The sequence below is a fragment of the Pontibacter litorisediminis genome, assembly GCF_029360645.1.
Classification (GTDB): domain Bacteria; phylum Bacteroidota; class Bacteroidia; order Cytophagales; family Hymenobacteraceae; genus Pontibacter; species Pontibacter litorisediminis.
Genome location: NZ_JARDUA010000002.1, coordinates 794,492 through 811,449, shown reverse-complemented (window position 1 = coordinate 811,449; position 16,958 = coordinate 794,492). Strand labels below are relative to the sequence as shown.

12 protein-coding genes, 1 tRNA gene and 1 pseudogene are annotated in these 16,958 nt (G+C 54.6%); 10 read left to right on the top strand and 4 right to left on the bottom strand.

Going from position 1 to position 16,958, the window contains the following annotated elements; all coding sequences use genetic code 11:
- The first annotated feature begins 38 nt into the window (after positions 1-38).
- The 4 genes from rocF (at position 39) to PXG97_RS09635 (ending at position 4,556) form a co-directional block, all read left to right on the top strand.
- The gene (gene rocF / locus PXG97_RS09650; protein ID WP_276497548.1) at positions 39-1,007 is read left to right on the top strand and encodes an arginase; all 969 of its coding nucleotides are present in this window, start codon (positions 39-41) and stop codon (positions 1,005-1,007) included.
- A 5-nt stretch (positions 1,008-1,012) separates the two neighbouring features.
- A complete protein-coding gene (argS, locus tag PXG97_RS09645) occupies positions 1,013-2,803 on the top strand; it encodes an arginine--tRNA ligase (protein WP_276497547.1) in 1,791 nt (596 codons plus the stop codon).
- A gap of 227 nt (positions 2,804-3,030) precedes the next feature.
- The gene (locus PXG97_RS09640; protein ID WP_276497546.1) at positions 3,031-3,528 is read left to right on the top strand and encodes a glutathione peroxidase; all 498 of its coding nucleotides are present in this window, start codon (positions 3,031-3,033) and stop codon (positions 3,526-3,528) included.
- 92 nt (positions 3,529-3,620) lie between these two features.
- Complete coding sequence (locus PXG97_RS09635) at positions 3,621-4,556, top strand: 1,4-dihydroxy-2-naphthoate polyprenyltransferase (protein WP_276497545.1); 936 nt, start codon at positions 3,621-3,623, stop codon at positions 4,554-4,556.
- 189 nt (positions 4,557-4,745) lie between these two features.
- Here the strand turns inward: PXG97_RS09635 and PXG97_RS09630 are convergent.
- The 3 genes and pseudogenes from PXG97_RS09630 to PXG97_RS09620 form a co-directional block, all read right to left on the bottom strand.
- Positions 4,746-7,205 (bottom strand): annotated as a pseudogene (locus tag PXG97_RS09630) (outer membrane beta-barrel protein).
- Between the two features lie 323 nt (positions 7,206-7,528).
- Complete coding sequence (gene pncA, locus PXG97_RS09625) at positions 7,529-8,137, bottom strand: bifunctional nicotinamidase/pyrazinamidase (protein ID WP_276497544.1); 609 nt, start codon at positions 8,135-8,137, stop codon at positions 7,529-7,531.
- A gap of 9 nt (positions 8,138-8,146) precedes the next feature.
- Complete coding sequence (locus PXG97_RS09620; RefSeq protein ID WP_276497582.1) at positions 8,147-9,544, bottom strand: DEAD/DEAH box helicase; 1,398 nt, start codon at positions 9,542-9,544, stop codon at positions 8,147-8,149.
- Between the two features lie 703 nt (positions 9,545-10,247).
- Between PXG97_RS09620 and PXG97_RS09615 the strand changes: the two genes are divergently transcribed.
- The 3 genes from PXG97_RS09615 (at position 10,248) to PXG97_RS09605 (ending at position 13,037) form a co-directional block, all read left to right on the top strand.
- Complete coding sequence (locus PXG97_RS09615; protein WP_276497543.1) at positions 10,248-11,003, top strand: YebC/PmpR family DNA-binding transcriptional regulator; 756 nt, start codon at positions 10,248-10,250, stop codon at positions 11,001-11,003.
- A gap of 67 nt (positions 11,004-11,070) precedes the next feature.
- A complete protein-coding gene (locus PXG97_RS09610; RefSeq protein WP_276497542.1) occupies positions 11,071-12,198 on the top strand; it encodes a CaiB/BaiF CoA transferase family protein in 1,128 nt (375 codons plus the stop codon).
- Positions 12,199-12,335: 137 nt separating this feature from the next.
- Positions 12,336-13,037: a hypothetical protein gene (locus tag PXG97_RS09605; protein ID WP_276497541.1), complete on the top strand. Its 702-nt coding sequence runs from the start codon at positions 12,336-12,338 to the stop codon at positions 13,035-13,037.
- Between the two features lie 187 nt (positions 13,038-13,224).
- Here the strand turns inward: PXG97_RS09605 and PXG97_RS09600 are convergent.
- Positions 13,225-13,306: transfer RNA gene (locus PXG97_RS09600), tRNA-Leu, on the bottom strand.
- A gap of 293 nt (positions 13,307-13,599) precedes the next feature.
- Here PXG97_RS09600 and PXG97_RS09595 point away from each other — a divergent pair.
- From PXG97_RS09595 to PXG97_RS09585, 3 genes are all read left to right on the top strand, one after another.
- Positions 13,600-14,358, top strand: coding sequence for an ABC transporter ATP-binding protein (locus tag PXG97_RS09595; protein WP_276497540.1), 759 nt, complete (start codon positions 13,600-13,602; stop codon positions 14,356-14,358).
- Positions 14,359-14,456: 98 nt separating this feature from the next.
- Complete coding sequence (locus PXG97_RS09590; protein WP_276497539.1) at positions 14,457-15,818, top strand: hypothetical protein; 1,362 nt, start codon at positions 14,457-14,459, stop codon at positions 15,816-15,818.
- 151 nt (positions 15,819-15,969) lie between these two features.
- Entirely contained in the window at positions 15,970-16,935 is a 966-nt protein-coding gene (locus PXG97_RS09585) for a TIGR03885 family FMN-dependent LLM class oxidoreductase (protein WP_276497538.1), read from the top strand.
- The last annotated feature ends 23 nt before the right edge of the window (positions 16,936-16,958 follow it).

The following is a 16,958-nucleotide window of genomic DNA, read 5'->3' as shown; positions in this document are numbered from 1 at the left end:
GTATTTTACCATCTTTGCAAAAAGTTTGTTCTAAATCTATGAAAAAAGTAAAACTGATAGAAGTCAGGTCTGAGCTGGGGGCCGGAACACGTGGGGCCAGCATGGGAATAGAGGCATTACGCGTAGCTTGCTGGGACAAGGGTTCTGACTATTTCAAGCGGTTTAACTCTATCAGCGTACCGGATCTGAACTATACTTTATTTGACAAAGATGTATTCCCGAACGCGCACCGCATCGACAGCATCCTGACGGTGCAGAAGAACATTGCCAATGCCGTGGAGCAAACCATCAACATCGGCATGTTTCCTTTGGTTCTGTCCGGTGATCATTCTAACGCACACGGTACCATTGCTGGTATAAAAGCCGCCTACCCGGATAAAACTTTAGGGGTGATCTGGATCGATGCGCACGCCGATATCCACTCGCCGTATACCTCGCCGTCGGGCAACGTGCACGGCATGCCGCTGGCCATGGCCCTGAACATCGATAACCTGGATCGCCAGATAAACGACCCGGCCCCGGAAACCGTATTCTTCTGGAACTCGCTGAAAAAGTTGGGCTACGATGGCCCGAAGCTGAAGCCGGAGCACCTGGTTTACATCGTAGTGCGCGACACGGAGGAGCCGGAAGATTACTTCATCAGTAAGTATGGGATCAAGAACTTTACGTATGATGAGGTGAACCAGAAAGGCATACCACAGGTAGCGCAGGAGGCCCTGGAGCGCCTGCAAGACTGCGACATCATCTACGTATCGTTCGACGTGGACAGCCTCGACTCCAAGTTCTCGAAAGGCACGGGCACGCCCGTGGAGACCGGCCTTACCGTAACGCAGGCCAAGGAGCTGAACTACCTGCTGCTGCAGGACCCGCGCGTGGTGTGTTACGAGATGACGGAAATTAACCCGACGCTGGACACCGAGAACACCATGGCAGAGAACGCCTTCGACATACTTGAGACAGCCACAGAGGCTATCCTACAAAAAGAATCTAAAAGTACAGCCATATAATAGTAATGCACTTACAAAACGCCATTAGCCAAAGTATAAGCCAGGCGCTGCAAGCCCTGTTCGGAATCACCGTTGATGCCATTGCCATAGCCCTGCAACCTACCCGCAAGGAGTTTGCCGGCTCGTTCACCTTCGTTACCTTCCCCTACACCAAGCAGGTGGGCAAAGGCCCTGAGCAGATCGGGCAGGCCCTGGGCGAGTACCTGAAGGAGCACGCTAAAGAAGTAAAAGACTTTAACGTGGTAAAGGGCTTCCTGAACCTGGAGGTGGAGGAGCGGGAGTGGCTGCGCCTTTTCGGCGGCATCATGTCTGATGCAGACTATGGCTATGGCGAGCCGAGCGGCCGCAACGTGATGGTGGAGTACTCCTCTCCGAACACCAACAAGCCGCTGCACCTGGGCCACCTGCGCAACAACTTCCTGGGCTACTCGGTGGCCGAGATCCTGAAGGCCAACGGCCACAAGGTGATGAAGGTGAACCTGGTGAACGACCGCGGTATCCACATTTGCAAGTCGATGCTGGCCTACGAGAAGCTGGGCCACGACGAAACACCTGAGAGCAGCGGCCTGAAGGGAGACCACCTGGTGGGCAAGTACTACGTGCTGTTCGACAGGGCTTATAAGGAGCAGATTGATGCACTGGTAGAGCAGGGCATGGACAAAGAGGAGGCCAAGAAAAAAGCTCCCTGGATGCTGGAGGCGCAGGAAATGCTGCTGAAGTGGGAGCAGGGCGATGCGCACGTGGTAAAGCTTTGGAAGATGATGAACGGCTGGGTGTACGCCGGCTTCGACGAAACCTACCGCACCATCGGCGTTGATTTTGATAAGTTCTACTACGAGTCGGAGACCTATACTTTAGGGAAGGCACGCGTGGAGGAAGGCCTGGAGAAGGAAGTGTTCTTCAAAAAGGAAAACGGTTCGGCGTGGGTAGACCTGACAGACGAAGGGCTGGACGAAAAGCTACTGCTGCGTGCCGATGGCACCTCGGTATACATCACCCAGGATTTGGGTACCGCCGAGCTGAAGTATAATGACTTCCCTTACGACCAGTCGGTGTACGTGGTGGCCGATGAGCAGAACTACCACTTCCAGGTACTGAAGGCCACGCTGAAGAAACTGGGCAAACCTTATGCAGACGGAATTTACCACCTGTCTTACGGCATGGTGGACCTGCCTTCCGGCAAGATGAAATCCAGAGAGGGCACCGTGGTGGACGCCGACGAACTGGTGCAGGAGATGATCGATACGGCTCGCCAGCAAACTGAGGAACTGGGCAAGATTGAGGGCTTCACGCCGGAGCAGGCGCAGGAGCTGTACCATACCCTGGCCATGGGCGCCCTGAAATACTTCCTCCTGAAAGTGGACCCGAAGAAGCGCATGCTGTTTAACCCGCAGGAGTCCATTGACTTCCGGGGCAACACCGGGCCTTTTATCCAATACACGCACGCCCGTATTTCGGCCATACTTCGCAAGGCCGGTGAAATGGGCATCAAGTATGATCCTGCCTCTTTTGGGGATTTCGAGAACCTGCACGAGGTGGAGCAGGATGTGATCACGCAGCTGGTGAACTTTCCGGCAGTGGTGAAGGAGGCCGGTAACCTGTATGCGCCATCCATTATCGCTAACTACGCCTACGAGCTGGCAAAGGCTTACAACCGTTTCTACCAGGAGATCTCGATCTTCAACGAGACCGATGAGCAGGCGCGTAGCTTCCGCATCGCCCTCTCGGCCATGGTAGCCCGCTTTGTGCGCGAAAGCATGAAGCTGCTGGGTATCGAGGTGCCGGAGCGCATGTAAGCAGGTAACGATGGGACGGATCAGTGACTATCCCGCAGGGGAACTGACCACGGCTGTGCACCAGGTAGCACCTTACAGAACAAGCATACAACAAGTTTCATCATACTTCATAAGCCATAAAAACCATTAAAATGAAAAACCTGCATAAACTTTTAGCGCTGGTGCTTGTAGTAGGTGTATCTGTTTCCTGCTCAAGTGGGGGCAGCACAAACCTAAAACAAGAAACGATGGCTACAGAACCTACCACCACTACAAAGACAAGTGAGTTTTATACATTCAAGATGAAGTCGCTGGACGGCAAAGACGTGGACTTCTCCCAGTTCAAGGGCAAAAAGGTATTGCTGGTGAACACCGCCTCTGAGTGCGGCTTCACACCGCAGTACGAAGACCTGCAGAAGCTGCACGAAGCACATGGCAACGAGGTGGTGATACTTGGCTTCCCGGCAAATGACTTTGGAGGCCAGGAACCGGGCTCCAACGAGGAGATCGCCTCTTTCTGCCAGAAGAACTACGGCGTTACGTTCCAGATGCTGGAGAAGATCTCTGTGAAGGGGGAGGACCAGCACCCGCTTTATACCTGGCTGGCACAAAACGCCCCAGGCAAGGAGGAGCCGAGCTGGAACTTCAGCAAGTACCTGGTTGACGAGGATGGCAAGGTGGTAGCCTTTTACCCATCCAAAGTGAAGCCGATGGACGAGGAGCTGCTGAGCGCGATCAAGCAATAATATTTTATCTGGCCCAAGCGTCCGCTTTTGCCTTTTATAGGCCCTAGCTCTTGTGGCGCGTAAGAGCAGCCAGTTTTTAGCATCAACAGAAATTGAATACATCCCCACAAACTAGTACCCAAAATCCAGGCCTGGCGAAGGCCTGGATTTCGGCTTTTAGGCCACGCACCCTGCCCTTGGCCCTTTCCTGTATCAGCATGGGCGGCTTTATGGCGGCTGCCAACGGGTATTTTAATGCCGCCGTGGTAGGCCTCTGCGTGCTCACCACGCTTTTTTTGCAGATCCTCTCCAACCTGGCCAACGATTACGGCGACTCCAAGCACGGGGCCGACAGTGTGCACCGGGAAGGGCCGATGCGCGCCGTGCAGGCGGGGCACATACAGGCCGAACAGATGAAAAAGGGGATGCTGGTGTTCAGCCTGCTCTCGCTGGTGTCGGGGCTGGGGCTGCTGTGGGTGGCTTTTGGTGCCGAGGGCATGCTGCTGTTCCTGCTATTTCTGGTGCTGGGGCTGGCCTCTATCTGGGCGGCCATCAACTACACCGCCGGCGATAAGCCCTATGGCTATGCCGGCTTGGGCGATATTTTCGTGTTTACCTTTTTTGGGCTGGTGGGCGTGCTGGGCACTTACTTTCTGCAGGCGCAGACGCTGGAGCCTACGGTTATACTTCCGGCGCTGGTCTGCGGCTTCTTCTCTACCGCCGTGCTCAACGTCAACAACATCCGCGACATCAGCTCTGATGTGCTGGCCGGCAAGCGCTCTATACCTGTGCGCCTAGGGCCAAAGAAGGCGCGCGTGTATCACCTTATACTTCTGGCGGGCGGTGTTCTAAGCGCTTTTGCCTACGTGCTGCTGAACTACGAGAGTCCGTGGCAGTGGCTGTTTATACTTGCCCTGCCGCTGGTGCTGGTAAACGGCCTAAACGTGTGGCGCAAGCAGACCTCAAGGGAGCTAGATCCTTACTTAAAGCAAATGGCCATGACCACGCTGCTGTTTGTGCTGTTGTTTGGGCTGGGGCAGGTGCTGTAGCCTGGCTAACCTAAAACAGAAAGCCGCCGGCACCCTAAGTGCCGGCGGCTTTCTGTTTTAGTAGAAGAGCAGGGTTACTTCGAATAACGCCCTCCGCTTTACAGGTGAGCTCAGGATGCAACCACGAAGTAGAGGGGCTGTGTACTCTTCAGAAGTATAACCAGCAGCCCTGGCGCTTGCCGCACAGGCTTAGTTACCGCCCCCACCGCCGCCGGTGTCCCCGCCGCCGCTTTTCAGGTCATCGTTCTTGATGCCGCGCTTGGTGCGTTTGATGTCTTCTTTCAGCTTGCCGAACTTGTAGCTGAAGCCAAGACTAATGCGGCGGCGCTGGTAGGTGTATTCGCTGCGCTGGTCAAAGTTTTGCCCGCTCAGGTCGCTGTAGCCGGTAAAGTACTTATTAAAAGGATTCTGTATTGATAAACTGAGGCTTGCCTTCTGATCCTTCAGGAAATCCTTGCTCACAGAGAAGCCGCTCCAGAGCTGCCCGTTTGAGCGGCCTTGCAGCAGCACCCTTGGCGCATAGTAGCCGGCGTTAATGCTGGCGCGCCAGTTCTTCTCGAAGCGGTAGCTGGCGTAGCTGTACATGTAGCCGCTCACCCCATTGTTCTCCAAATTTTTGCCATCTATGTTGCCGCTTAGCTGGCTGTACGACAGGGATCCATTCAGGCTCAGGCTCAGCTTCTTGAATAGCGTAAAGTTGCCGTTGAGCGAGAGGGTGGTGGTGCTGTTGCGGCCAATGTTGCCAAAGGTGGTGGTACTAACCGAGTCGGATGGGTTATAGGTGGTGTAGTTCTGTATGGCGTTGTTTGTAAAGCTGTGGGTTAGCGTGCTGTTAAGCGAGTTGCTGTTTTTGAACATGCTGTGGCCCAGGCTGAATACATGGCTGGTGGCTGCCTCCAGCTTCGGGTTACCGTAGGATATGGCCTTCTCGTTCTGGCGGTTCACGTACGGGTTCAGGTACCACAGGCTGGGCCGCTCGATGCGCTGCGTGTAGGAGACTTTCAGGCTGGCCATGTTCTTTAGGGTGCGTGTCAGCGTCAGGCTGGGGATCAGATTCAGGTAATCCTGCTCCGCCACCGACTTGGATGATTTGAAGTTGGCATCCACCACGGTCCGCTCCAGGCGTGTTCCGGCGCGTATTCACCATTTGTCGTAGCGCAGGCTCGCGGAAGTATAGGCCGCATAAATATCCTGGTTATAATCGAACTCGTTGCTCAGCTCAGGCACCTCTTCAAAGGTCTTGGTCTCGTCGTTGTAGTTGCGGTAAAAGTAGTCGCTGCCGTTATCACGAAGTATGGTTTTGGCGCCTACTTCCAGGGTGTGCTTCTCAATGGGATGCACGTAATCTACCTGCATGGTCTGCTCCACGGATTTGCCGTCGTTCAGGGTGCGGGTATCGGAGGGGCCGCGGTAGTTTAGAATCTCCTCAAAGGCAAGCTCGGTTTCACCGCGGTTAATGTTATCGCCGATCTTGTAAGAGAGCGTGAGCAATTGGTTTTTGTTGCGCTTGAAGGTGTGCTGGTAATCCAGGCCTGCTTCCATGCTGCCCCATTGGCCAATGCCGTTCTGGTTGCGGTTAAATGCCTGCGTCAGGTTTCCGATGGCGTTCAGCTGGTCCACTGTCTGCAGGCCCAGTTGCTCCCACTCACTTCTGTTGATGCTAAACTTGGCAGACACCAGGTTGAGCGTGTCAATCTCGTAGCTCATCTCGCTGTCCAGGTAGCTGAACCGGCTCTCGCTGTTGCCCTCGCTTTGCTGCAGTAACCGGGTGCCGGTGTTCTTGTCCAGCCGCTCAAAGCTATTGTTAGCGGTAGGGCTGGTAAACCTGTTGCTGCCCCCATAGGCCGAGATGCCGAATTTGCCCATCTTTGCTCTGATGTTGGCCGAACCAAAGCGGCTATCGGGGGTCGTTTGCGATAGATGCACACTGCCGTTGTAGCCGTTGGACGGCTCGTCATGCGTAATTACGTTAAGTATGCCGCCGACGCCCTCGGCATCATACTTGGCAGGCGGGTCGGTGATCACCTCGATGCGCTTGATGCTACTGGCGGGCATGCTCCTGAACACATCCTTCGGGCTGCGGGCAAACAGGGTGGAGTTGCGGCCGTTTACCAGCACCTTATAGTTGCTGCTGCCATTCAGCTGTATGTTGTCCTCAGAGTCGAGGCTGAGCATAGGCACCTTACGCAGCATGTCCAGGGCCGATACTGTTTTGCTCTCCGGGTCAAACTCCACGTTATAGCTGATCTTGTCGATGTCCTGGGTGATGAGCATCTTCTCGGCTGTCACCTCCACCTCCTGCAGTTGCTTGGCCAAGCTGGCTACACTTAATTTACCCAAGTCCGCTGGCTTGCCGGCTTCGAGTGCCGGTACCTTCATCGAGAAAGGTTTGTAGCCCATGTAGTTAAGTATAAGCTTGTAAGGAGCCAGTGGCAACCCGGTAAACTCAAAGCTGCCGTCGGCTTGGGTAAATGTGGTTTTCAGGACTTCGTCTTTGTCTGGCGGGCTTACCACCACGGTTACATAGCTCAGTGGGGCTTGGTTGGCGGAGTCTACCACCACCCCTTTGATGGAGCCGGTGGCCGGGTCTTGGGCCCAGGAGATAGAACAGAGCAATAGGCACAAGGCCAGTAGTACGGTTTGTTTCATGTATCGTTAGGTTAAGTGAGTATGCTACAATCCACCGGGCATAAGCTGGCCTACGCCCATACTTTCAGGTCTTCACTTCTCCTAGATACCTCAGGCCGTTGCACCTATCCTTTCCCTAAAAGCTCTGTGTCTCGGAAAGATAACGCAAAATCGGGTGAACTTAATATATAAATGGTAGAATATTCATTTGATAAATTATATAACAACAAATGTAAGTGCAGTAAAACGCCGTAATACGTGCTTAAAGTTGCCTTACCAGGGCATCAGCAAACAAAAAAGCCACCTGTCGGGCAGGTGGCTTTTTTGTTTGCTGATGTGCTATGCTAGAGTAGTGCGTGGCTTTGGATGATCTGCGCCCCGCGCGCCGCAAGGTCGGCCTTAGCCTGCTCATACCCTGCAGGGCTGATGGCGCGCACCGCATCTTCCAGGTAATATACCTTAAAGCCTTCTTTCAGGGCATCCTTGGCGGAGAAATAAACGCAGTAGTCGGCTGCAAGACCGGCCAGGTATACCTCGGTCACGCCCTTGCCCCTAAGGCTGCCGGCAAGGCCGGTACTTTTACGGTAGCCGTTGTCATAAAAGCCGCTGTAGCTGTCTACCTCCGGGTCGGTGCCCTTTCTGAAGATGGCCTCCACGCGATGCTGCTCCAGCTCCGCCGAGAACTCAGCGCCTGGCGTGCCTTGCACACAATGGTCGGGCCAAAGCACTTGTTCCAGGCCATTTAGCGCTGTCACCTCAAACGCCTTCTTGCCGGAGTGCTGCGAGGCAAAGCTCTTATGCTGCGGCGGGTGCCAGTCCTGCGTCGCTATCACCAGGTCAAACTGGCCTTGCAGCCTGTTCACCACCGGGAGGATGGCATCGCCTTCCGGCACAGCCAACGCACCCCCGGGCAGAAAATCATTCTGTATATCTATCAACAGTAATGCACGCATGGTTACAGGTTAGGCTTGTGGAGTGGCAGAAGCGCTGCTGGCTTGGTTGCCACTCTGGTTTTTGTTCTTGTTTCTGTTGCGGTTCCTGTTACGGTTGCGGTTTCTGTTGCCGCCCTGCTTTTCGCCGGCTGCCTGTCCTTCAGGGCGTGGCCGCCTTTCTGTGGCCTCTCCCTGGGGCGAGGTGCCAGAAGGCGCATTGCCTTTGCCGTCCGGCTTGTTACCTCTGTGGTGCTTGCTGCGGTGCTGGCTTCTGTTGCTGCCTGCACCTGGCTTGGCCCCGCTGCGGTGGCGGTGGCTGCCTCCCATCCGGCGGCTAGGGTCAAAAGCCGGGCCAGGGCCAAAACCTTCCGGCAGCGCTAGTTTCGGCAGCTCACGCTCTATCAGGCGCTCCACTTTCTGTACCCGGAACATATCGTTCTCGTTCACAAACGTGATCGCCATACCTGTGGAGGCGGCACGTGCCGTGCGGCCTACGCGGTGTACATAGTCTTCCGCATCCTGTGGCATATCAAAGTTCACTACATGGCTCAGGCTGTCGATATCGATGCCTCTGGAGAGAATGTCGGTGGCCACTACGATCTGGTACTGCTTGTTCTTAAAGCCCTGCAGCGCCTTCTCGCGCTCCTCCTGCGTCATGTCCGAGGAAATGCCCTCAGCCGTGAAATTCATCTTCTTGAGCGAGCGCACGATCGGATTTACATTGTTCTTGCGGGAGGTAAAGATGATCATGCTCTGCACATCCAGCTCGCGCAGCAGGTGCTCGAGCAGCGGTAGCTTTTGGTTGTCGTAGGTTAGGTACAGGCGTTGGTCAATGCCCTCTGCCGGCTTGGAGATGGCCAGGTTTACCTCAGCGGGCTGCTGCAGGATTTGCTGCGCCAGCTCACGTATCTTGCGCGGCATGGTGGCCGAGAACAGGAGCGTCTGGCGCTGCTTGGGCAGCTGGCTGATGATCTTGATCAGGTCGTCCATAAAGCCCATGTCCAGCATCTTGTCAGCCTCGTCCAGCACCAGGTGGTTGAGCTGGTCCAGCTTTACGTAGCCCATGGCCATGTGCGAGAGCAGGCGGCCCGGCGTGGCAATGATAATATCGGCACCCGTGGTCAGGGCACGTTTCTGCTGTTCCCAGTCGTCGCCTTTGTTGCCGCCGTAAATGGCAATGGAGCTAACCGAGGCGAAGTAGCCGAAGCCCTCCACCTGCTCGTCAATCTGCTTGGCAAGCTCACGCGTCGGAACGAGGATGAGGGTACTGGTGTGCTCATAGCCCTCGTGCGAGATGCGGTCGATGAGCGGCAGCAGGTAGGCTGCGGTCTTGCCAGTGCCGGTCTGGGCGCAGGCGATGAGGTCTTTTTGCTCGAGGATCAGCGGGATAGCCTGCTGCTGTACGGGGGTTGGGTTGTTGTAGCCCATAGAGTTGATGCCCGTCAGCACATCCTCGTGTAGGTTAAAAGAATGGAAGTCCAATGTTTTAAATGTTTTGGTTTAGTACATGGCGGCCATCTTTTTCCATCAGCCGCTTTTCCCAGTAAAGATACCACAATTATGCCGACTAAAAATATATGCATTTTTTCAAATATTTTTTAGGATAATGTTGTGAGTGTCGAATAGTATGTATTATATTTGTAAAAAATAGGACGAGGTGGTAGAGTTGATGATGCACACAAATTGGTTTAGTCCAATTTGTGTGAATTGAGTTTTGTGCCGAATTTCCGTTTAGAGCCTGTGAAAGCAAATTATAATATCTGAATATCTTAATATTTATAAGTTTATTTATAATTGTTTGAAACATTGCCTCTAGGATGCCGTAAACATCCTCAAAGCAACGAAAATCGTAACATCACAAAAAATATATATTAACTCCAATAAAGTCATGAAAAAAGTTATACAAGAGTCTCCTAACTTCTTCCTGCTGGTAGGCCTTAACATTATAAATGCCATCTTTATGCTGCTTGTCTAACAGCGGCATCCTTAGATGTTAACATACTTAAACAAGGAGCGGCCCCGTGAAAACAGGGCCGCTCTTTTTATGCCTTTCCGGCAGGAATTTATTTATTTTGTTGAGAAGCGGCAGTTGCTTCAAGTGCAAAATAAAACCAGAACAGTACGATAGCTTATGGCAGGACATAACAAGTGGTCGCAGATAAAGCGCAAGAAGGGAGCCCTGGACGCCAAACGCTCAAAAATATTCACCAAGCTGATCAAGGAGATAACGGTGGCCGTGAAAGAAGGCGGCGCTGACCCTGACGGGAACCCGCGCCTGCGCCTGGCCATCCAGCTGAGCAAGGCCGCCAACATGCCAAAGGATAACATAGAGCGGGCGGTGAAGAAGGGGGAGGGCAGCGATGCCGGCGACTACCAGGAGGTAAACTATGAGGGCTACGGGCCTAACGGCGTGGCTGTGTTCATAGAGTGCCTCACCGACAACATCAACCGCACAGTGCAGAACCTGCGCACCATGTTCAACAAAAGCGGCGGCAGCCTGGGCACCAGCGGCTCTGTGGAGTACCTGTTCGACCGGAAGGGGGTGTTCGTGGCCAAGACAGATCCTGACCAAAGTATAGACCCGGACGGGCTGCTGCTGGAGTTGGCTGACGGAGGCGCCGAGGAGGTGGAGTTTGAGGACGGCTACATCACCATTTACAGCGCGATGGAGGACTTTGGCGCCATGCAGAAGAAGGCAGAGGAGCTGCACCTGGACCTGGAGAGCGCCGAGCTGCAGCGCCTGCCGCAGACTACGGTAAAGGTGGAGGACCCGGAGGCGGTGCGCAAGGTGCTGAAGTTGCTAGATGCACTGGAGGATGACGATGACGTGCAGAACGTGTACCATAACCTGGAGCTTAGCGAGGAAGTGCTGGCAGAGCTGGAGTAAAGAAGTTAGAAGTATAAACCGGGCCGCAGACATGAGTTTGCGGCTTTTTGCTTGTGCAAAGTATAACATGACACAACCTGTATTTAAGGATATGCTGGTGCTGGAGCTGGCAAGCGTGCTGGCCGGGCCAAGCGTGGGGCAGTTTTTTGCCGAGTTGGGCGCCCGGGTGCTGAAGGTGGAGAACGCCGCCACCCACGGCGACGTGACCCGTAGCTGGAAGCTCAAGGCAGAACCCGCCCATACCGACACCCCCGCCTACTTCTGCGCCGCCAACTGGGGCAAAAGCTCGCTGGCCCTAGACCTGACGGAGCCGGAAGAGCGGCAGGAGTTATATGCTTTGGTAAGGCAGGCCGATGTGGTGATTGCCAGCTACAAGCCCGGCGACGCGGAAAAGCTGCAGGTAAACTACGCCTCGCTGCAACGCATTAATCCTCGCTTGGTTTACGGGCACATCACCGGCTATGGCCCTGACGATGCCCGTGCCGGCTACGATGCGGTGGTGCAGGCCGAGAGCGGCTTTATGTACCTGAACGGCGAAGCAGATGGCCCGCCGGTGAAGATGCCGGTGGCCCTGATGGATATCCTGACGGCGCACCAGCTAAAGGAAGGGTTGCTGGTGGCGCTGCTGCAGCGCGAGCGTACGGGGCAGGGGCAGCTGGTGCAGGTGTCGCTGTTGCAGGCGGCAGTGTCGGCCTTGGCAAACCAGGCCACCAATTACCTGGTGGCGGGGCAGGAGCCGCAGCGCATGGGCTCCGAGCACCCCAACATCGTGCCTTATGGCACAGTTTATACTTGTAGGTGCGGCAAACAGCTGGTGCTGGCCATTGGCGACGACAGGCAGTTCAGGAGGCTGTGCGCTGTACTTGGTGCCGCAGGTATGGCCGATGATCCGAAGTATAAAACGAATTACGGGCGGGTACAGCACCGGCAGGAAGTAAACGAACGGCTGCGCCAGCTCGTGGCGGGGCAGGAACGGGGGCACTTGCTGCAGCAGCTGCACGCGCAGCACCTGCCGGCAGGGGCGGTGCATACCCTGCCAGAGGTGTTTGCCCTGCCGCAGGCCCGGCAGCTGCTCCTGCAGCACCCGGAAAGTAAGCCGGGGCTGCGGCAGGTGGCTTTTCAGCTGCCGGGGCAGCCGCAGTTGGAGCTGCAGCCGCCGCCAACGTATAATAACCATGGCACAGAGGCAAAATAAAGGAAGTATAGGTGGTCGCTAAGGCTTTATAACGCAGCGGGTTAAGTTGTATTGGATCGGTTTGAGGTAAACAAACTGGCAGCAAGAGCGGTAAAAACAAAATCTGACACACCTGAAAGGCGTACAAAAACTGAACTATGGAAGACAGAGAAGAGAAATTCGAGGATAGATTAGATGATATCATAAACGGGCTGCACCACAAGTCGAGGACCAAGCAGGCCATCTACCGCAATACCAAGCGGGCTTTTGAGCGCCTGAAGGAAATCTCGCAGGAGCTGGTGGCGGAGCTGACCGAGCGGGTGACGCGCCAGGATGCCGATGTGGTGATTGAGTACCGGAACATAGGGGAGCACGAGTTTCAGATAAAGTTCTCGGGTGATCTGCTGGTCTTTGTGATGCACACCAACATCATCACCTTTCCGGATGACTACGAGATCATGCGCAACGATTATGTGGACGAAGACTTCAGGCGGAGGTTCTTCGGGCACATCATGGCCTATAACTTTATGGCCGACACCATCAAGTATAACCGCCTGGATGACCCGGGGTACCTGATTGGGCGCATGCTCATCAACATCGAGAACCATTTCTGCATTGAGGGCGTGAAGCAGCTGGACCTGCCGCAGGAGAAGATCAGCAACATCGCCAAAAACGTGCTCAGCGACCGGGTGCTGCGGGTAATAGTGGAGAGTGCCATGGTCGCTGCCGTTAACAACGACCTGATGGGGCAGGATGTGAGTGATATTGAGCGCATCACCCTGAAGCAGAAACTGGAGAACATGCACCTGACCAAGCCGCGCAAGCTCGGCTTCCAGATCAGCCCGGAACTTACGCACTAACAGCGCTCCCCGCGCTTCACCTATAAAAAATGGCTCAGGGGTACCTGGGCCATTTTTTATAGGTGAAGCGCAAGAGCGCTTGTATTCTTGAGTTAGCAATCGGCTGGCTTTTACCTGAGGAAACGTGCACGAGCAACTGCCCTAAAAGCAAAAAGCTCCATTCAGATAGAACAGAGCTTTAGAAGAGTGCGCACGGGGAGATTCGAACTCCCACACCCGAAGGCACCACCCCCTCAAGATGGCGTGTCTACCGATTTCACCACGTGCGCTGGTAAAAGGTGGATGCAAAAGTATAAACCGGCTTTGACAATTGCAACGGCAAACAATCAAAAAAAAGCGCTGTTTATACTTTGGGCTTAAAATTTGACAGGCAAAGAACCATATTCCGTTAGAAAGGTGTTAGCACAGGAGGAGGTAAGAAGCGCCTGCTAAAGTATAAAGTTTTCGGGATAAAGCTGCTACATTTGTAGGGCAATACAGAGAATGTTTATACCTTTAGGCTTGTGCTGCAGACTGGTAGCACGCTTTTTAGTTTCGGGACTTCACGCTACGATACAAATATATGAGTATAGATATAACGGGATTGTCGAAGAAGTATGGCAAGAAGCAGGTGCTGCAGGGGCTTGACCTAACCATTGAGAGCGGCCAGATTTATTGCCTGCTGGGCAAGAACGGAGTGGGCAAAAGCACCTTCCTCAACTGTATCCTCGATTTGGTGCAACCCGATAGCGGAAGTATCACCCTATTTGGCAAAGACTACCATCAGCACCAGCTGGAGGTAAAGCAGAACCTGGGCGCCCTTTGCGAGGACAACCCGCTTATAGAAGAGTTTACGGGCGTGGAGTACCTCAGCTTTGTGGCCAAGCTGTACAAGCTGTCGGCTGCCGAGGCAGAGGAGCGCATCAAGAGCCTTGTCAGCTATTTCTTTACCGACAAGGAATCGCTGCACAAAAGCGTGGCGGGTTACTCTACCGGCATGAAGAAGAAGGTGGGGATTGCCGCTGCCATGCTGCACAAGCCGCAGGTGCTGGTACTGGACGAGCCTTTTACCGGCCTCGACCCGATCGCTGCTCAGCTGCTGGTGCAGCTTATCCGCAGCTACCGCAATGCCAACAGGGTTATCCTGATCTCCTCCCACGACTTAAATTACGTGGAGAAGATCGCCACTCACATTGGCGTGCTGAACGACGGGCAGCTGATGTACAACGGATCGGTGCAGGAATTTACCATGAACGGCTCCAACCTTATAGACCAGGCGCTGTTCCAGTTGCTGCTACCGCACCATAACACAGAAACCAACCTGGACTGGATGCTCACTTAAAGTAGTTAAAGGTTAAGAGTTCAAAGTGAAAACTGTGGCTAAGCCTACTGTACTTCCCGCAACTCTTAATTCTCAACACTAAACTCTTAACTCGCTACATGGATTTGATCGTATTCTCTTGCCGTGCCCGTATCAACAGCTTTTTCAGGCAAAAGCGCCTGCAGCGCATGCTGTTGCTCTCGCTGGGACTTGTATCGGCGGGTGTGTATAGTTGGCTGTTCTCTTTCCTGCTGCAGCAGGCTGGCGAGGGCGATACCAGGCTTAGCGTGGAACAGGTGCTGGAGTATACGAACCTGTTCATGCTGGCTATCATTATCCTGAAAGGCTTTTTCCCGGCGTACATACCCAAGGCAAACCTTATTCCGCAGCTGTACCCGGTGTCGGCGTATCAGCGGTTCCGCACCGAGGTGGTGGTGGAGCTAGTGTCGCCGCTTTACTTTGTGCTGCTTAATTTCCTGCTGCTGCTGTACATGATGTCGCCGCTGTACACCTTGCTGCACCTGCTGCAAAGTGTGCTGGTGGTGCTCACGGCGCATATCACACTGCGCTCGCTGCAGGTTTTTATTGAGCGCCGCATGCGCTGGCGAAACGCCAACTTTTACTCGGCAGTGGTAATGGCCGGGGCTTTTGTGGCGCTGCAGGTGCGGGTGCCTATGTTTTACCCGGCCTCGGAATGGATGATGCTGGTGGTGCACCTGGCTGCCTTGGGCGCTTTTGTTATCTCTAACTTCTTTCTGGAGAAGGCGGCTACGGAGCCGCGCCGCAAGACGGTGAGCTATAGCACCAACGCCCGCTGCAGCCTGGGATGGCGCTTATTTAAGAACCACAAGCAGGCCCGCCAGATGCTGCTGTTCGGCTTCGTTTTCAAGGCCTTTATACTTGGTGCCGATGCACTGGCCTTTGCCAAGAAGGGCGAGCACCTGCTGGACGAGGTGATGACGCTATGGCTGTTTGTAGGGCCGTTGGTGGTGTTTTCGTACGTGTTCAACAACATATGGGGCTTCTACCGCAACCTTTGGCTGACGGTGGAGCGCAGCAGCGGCACCACGAAAGACTTTCTGCGGGTTACCTGGATGGCGCTGCGCTTGCCGCTGCTGATAGACGCCGTGCTTACTTTTGCGTATGTGGCCGTGTTTAATCACGAGCAGGCTTTCTTCGTTGTGATGATGTATATGGCAAGTGTGCTGGTGTTGGCGCCGCTAAGTATCATCGCCTCTATCGTAAGCCCCAAAATGGTGTCGGGCGGCTTGTTCAGTTTCAGCGCCAAAGCCTCTTACCTGTTCAACTTCATTGCCATCGGCCTGCTGTGCCTACTGTTTCTGCCATTAATTCACCCGTTGCTGTACCTGGTGTACCCGTTGCTGGTAGGCGGCAGCATCTTTGCGCTGGTGGCCGTGCTGCGGGAGTACCCCCGCTACAAGTATAAGCTCTTCGAAACGCATTTTAAGGCAGAGGCCTAGCCCCTGAACGGTTGCTTTTCAAGTATAGCCCCGGTGCACACCAAGTGCCGGGGCTATACTTTTTTAGGTACCCCGGGGTGGAGGAGCCTGTTTGCCGTAACGGCCTGCGCCATCCACCCGTTAAGCAAGGACAATCGCAACCTAAGAACGGATGGTAAGAATAGGATATCACATATCGCACGAGCAGTTTCCTCCCAGCCAGCTGCTACAGTTAGCAAAGCAGGCAGAGGAGGCCGGTTTTCAGTTCTGTATTTCTTCGGATCATTTTAACCCATGGAGTGAGAAACAAAATGAGTCTGGCTTTGCCTGGTCGTGGCTGGGGGCGGCCATGGCACAAACCTCGCTGGACTACGGCATCGTGAACTGCCCTGCTTACCGCTACCATCCTGCCATCATAGCACAGGCTGCCGCCACTCTGGATGAGATGTTCCCGGGCCGGTTCTGGATCTGCCCCGGTAGCGGGCAGGCACTGAACGAGTCTATAACGGGAGGCCGCTGGCCAGCGAAGCAGGAGCGTAATGAGCGGCTGAAACAGAGCGTGGACATCATGCAGGCGCTGTGGCGCGGCGAAACGGTAACGCACCATGGCCTGATAGAGGTGGAGAACGCCAAACTGTACACTCCCCCAAAAGAGAAGATACGGGTGATGGGGGCGGCTATTACCCCGGCCACAGCGGCTTGGCTGGCAGGCTGGGCCGATGGCCTGATCACGGTGTCGCAGCCAATGGAGAAGCTTGAGAAAGTGGTGGAGGCCTGGCGCAGCAACGGCGGCGCAAACAAGCCAATGGCCCTGAAAGTGCAGGTGTCGTATGACGAGACGGAGGAAAGTGCCCTGGCCGGAGCATACGAGCAGTGGAAAACCAATGTGTTTGCCAGCGACCTGCAGGCTGAACTGCGAAGCCCGAAGCAGTTCGACCAGGCGGCCCAGTTCGTGAAGCCAGAGGAAATGGAGGGGGCTGCAAACATCTCAAGCGACCCAGAAAGGCACATTCAGTGGCTGGAGAAGTATGTGGAGATGGGGTTTTCGGAGCTGGACCTGCACAACGTCAATGTAAAGCAGGAACAGTTTATCCGGGTATTCGGGGAGAAGGTGCTGCCGCACTTCCATAACAAGTGAGGCAGAGCGCCTATACTTCTAGC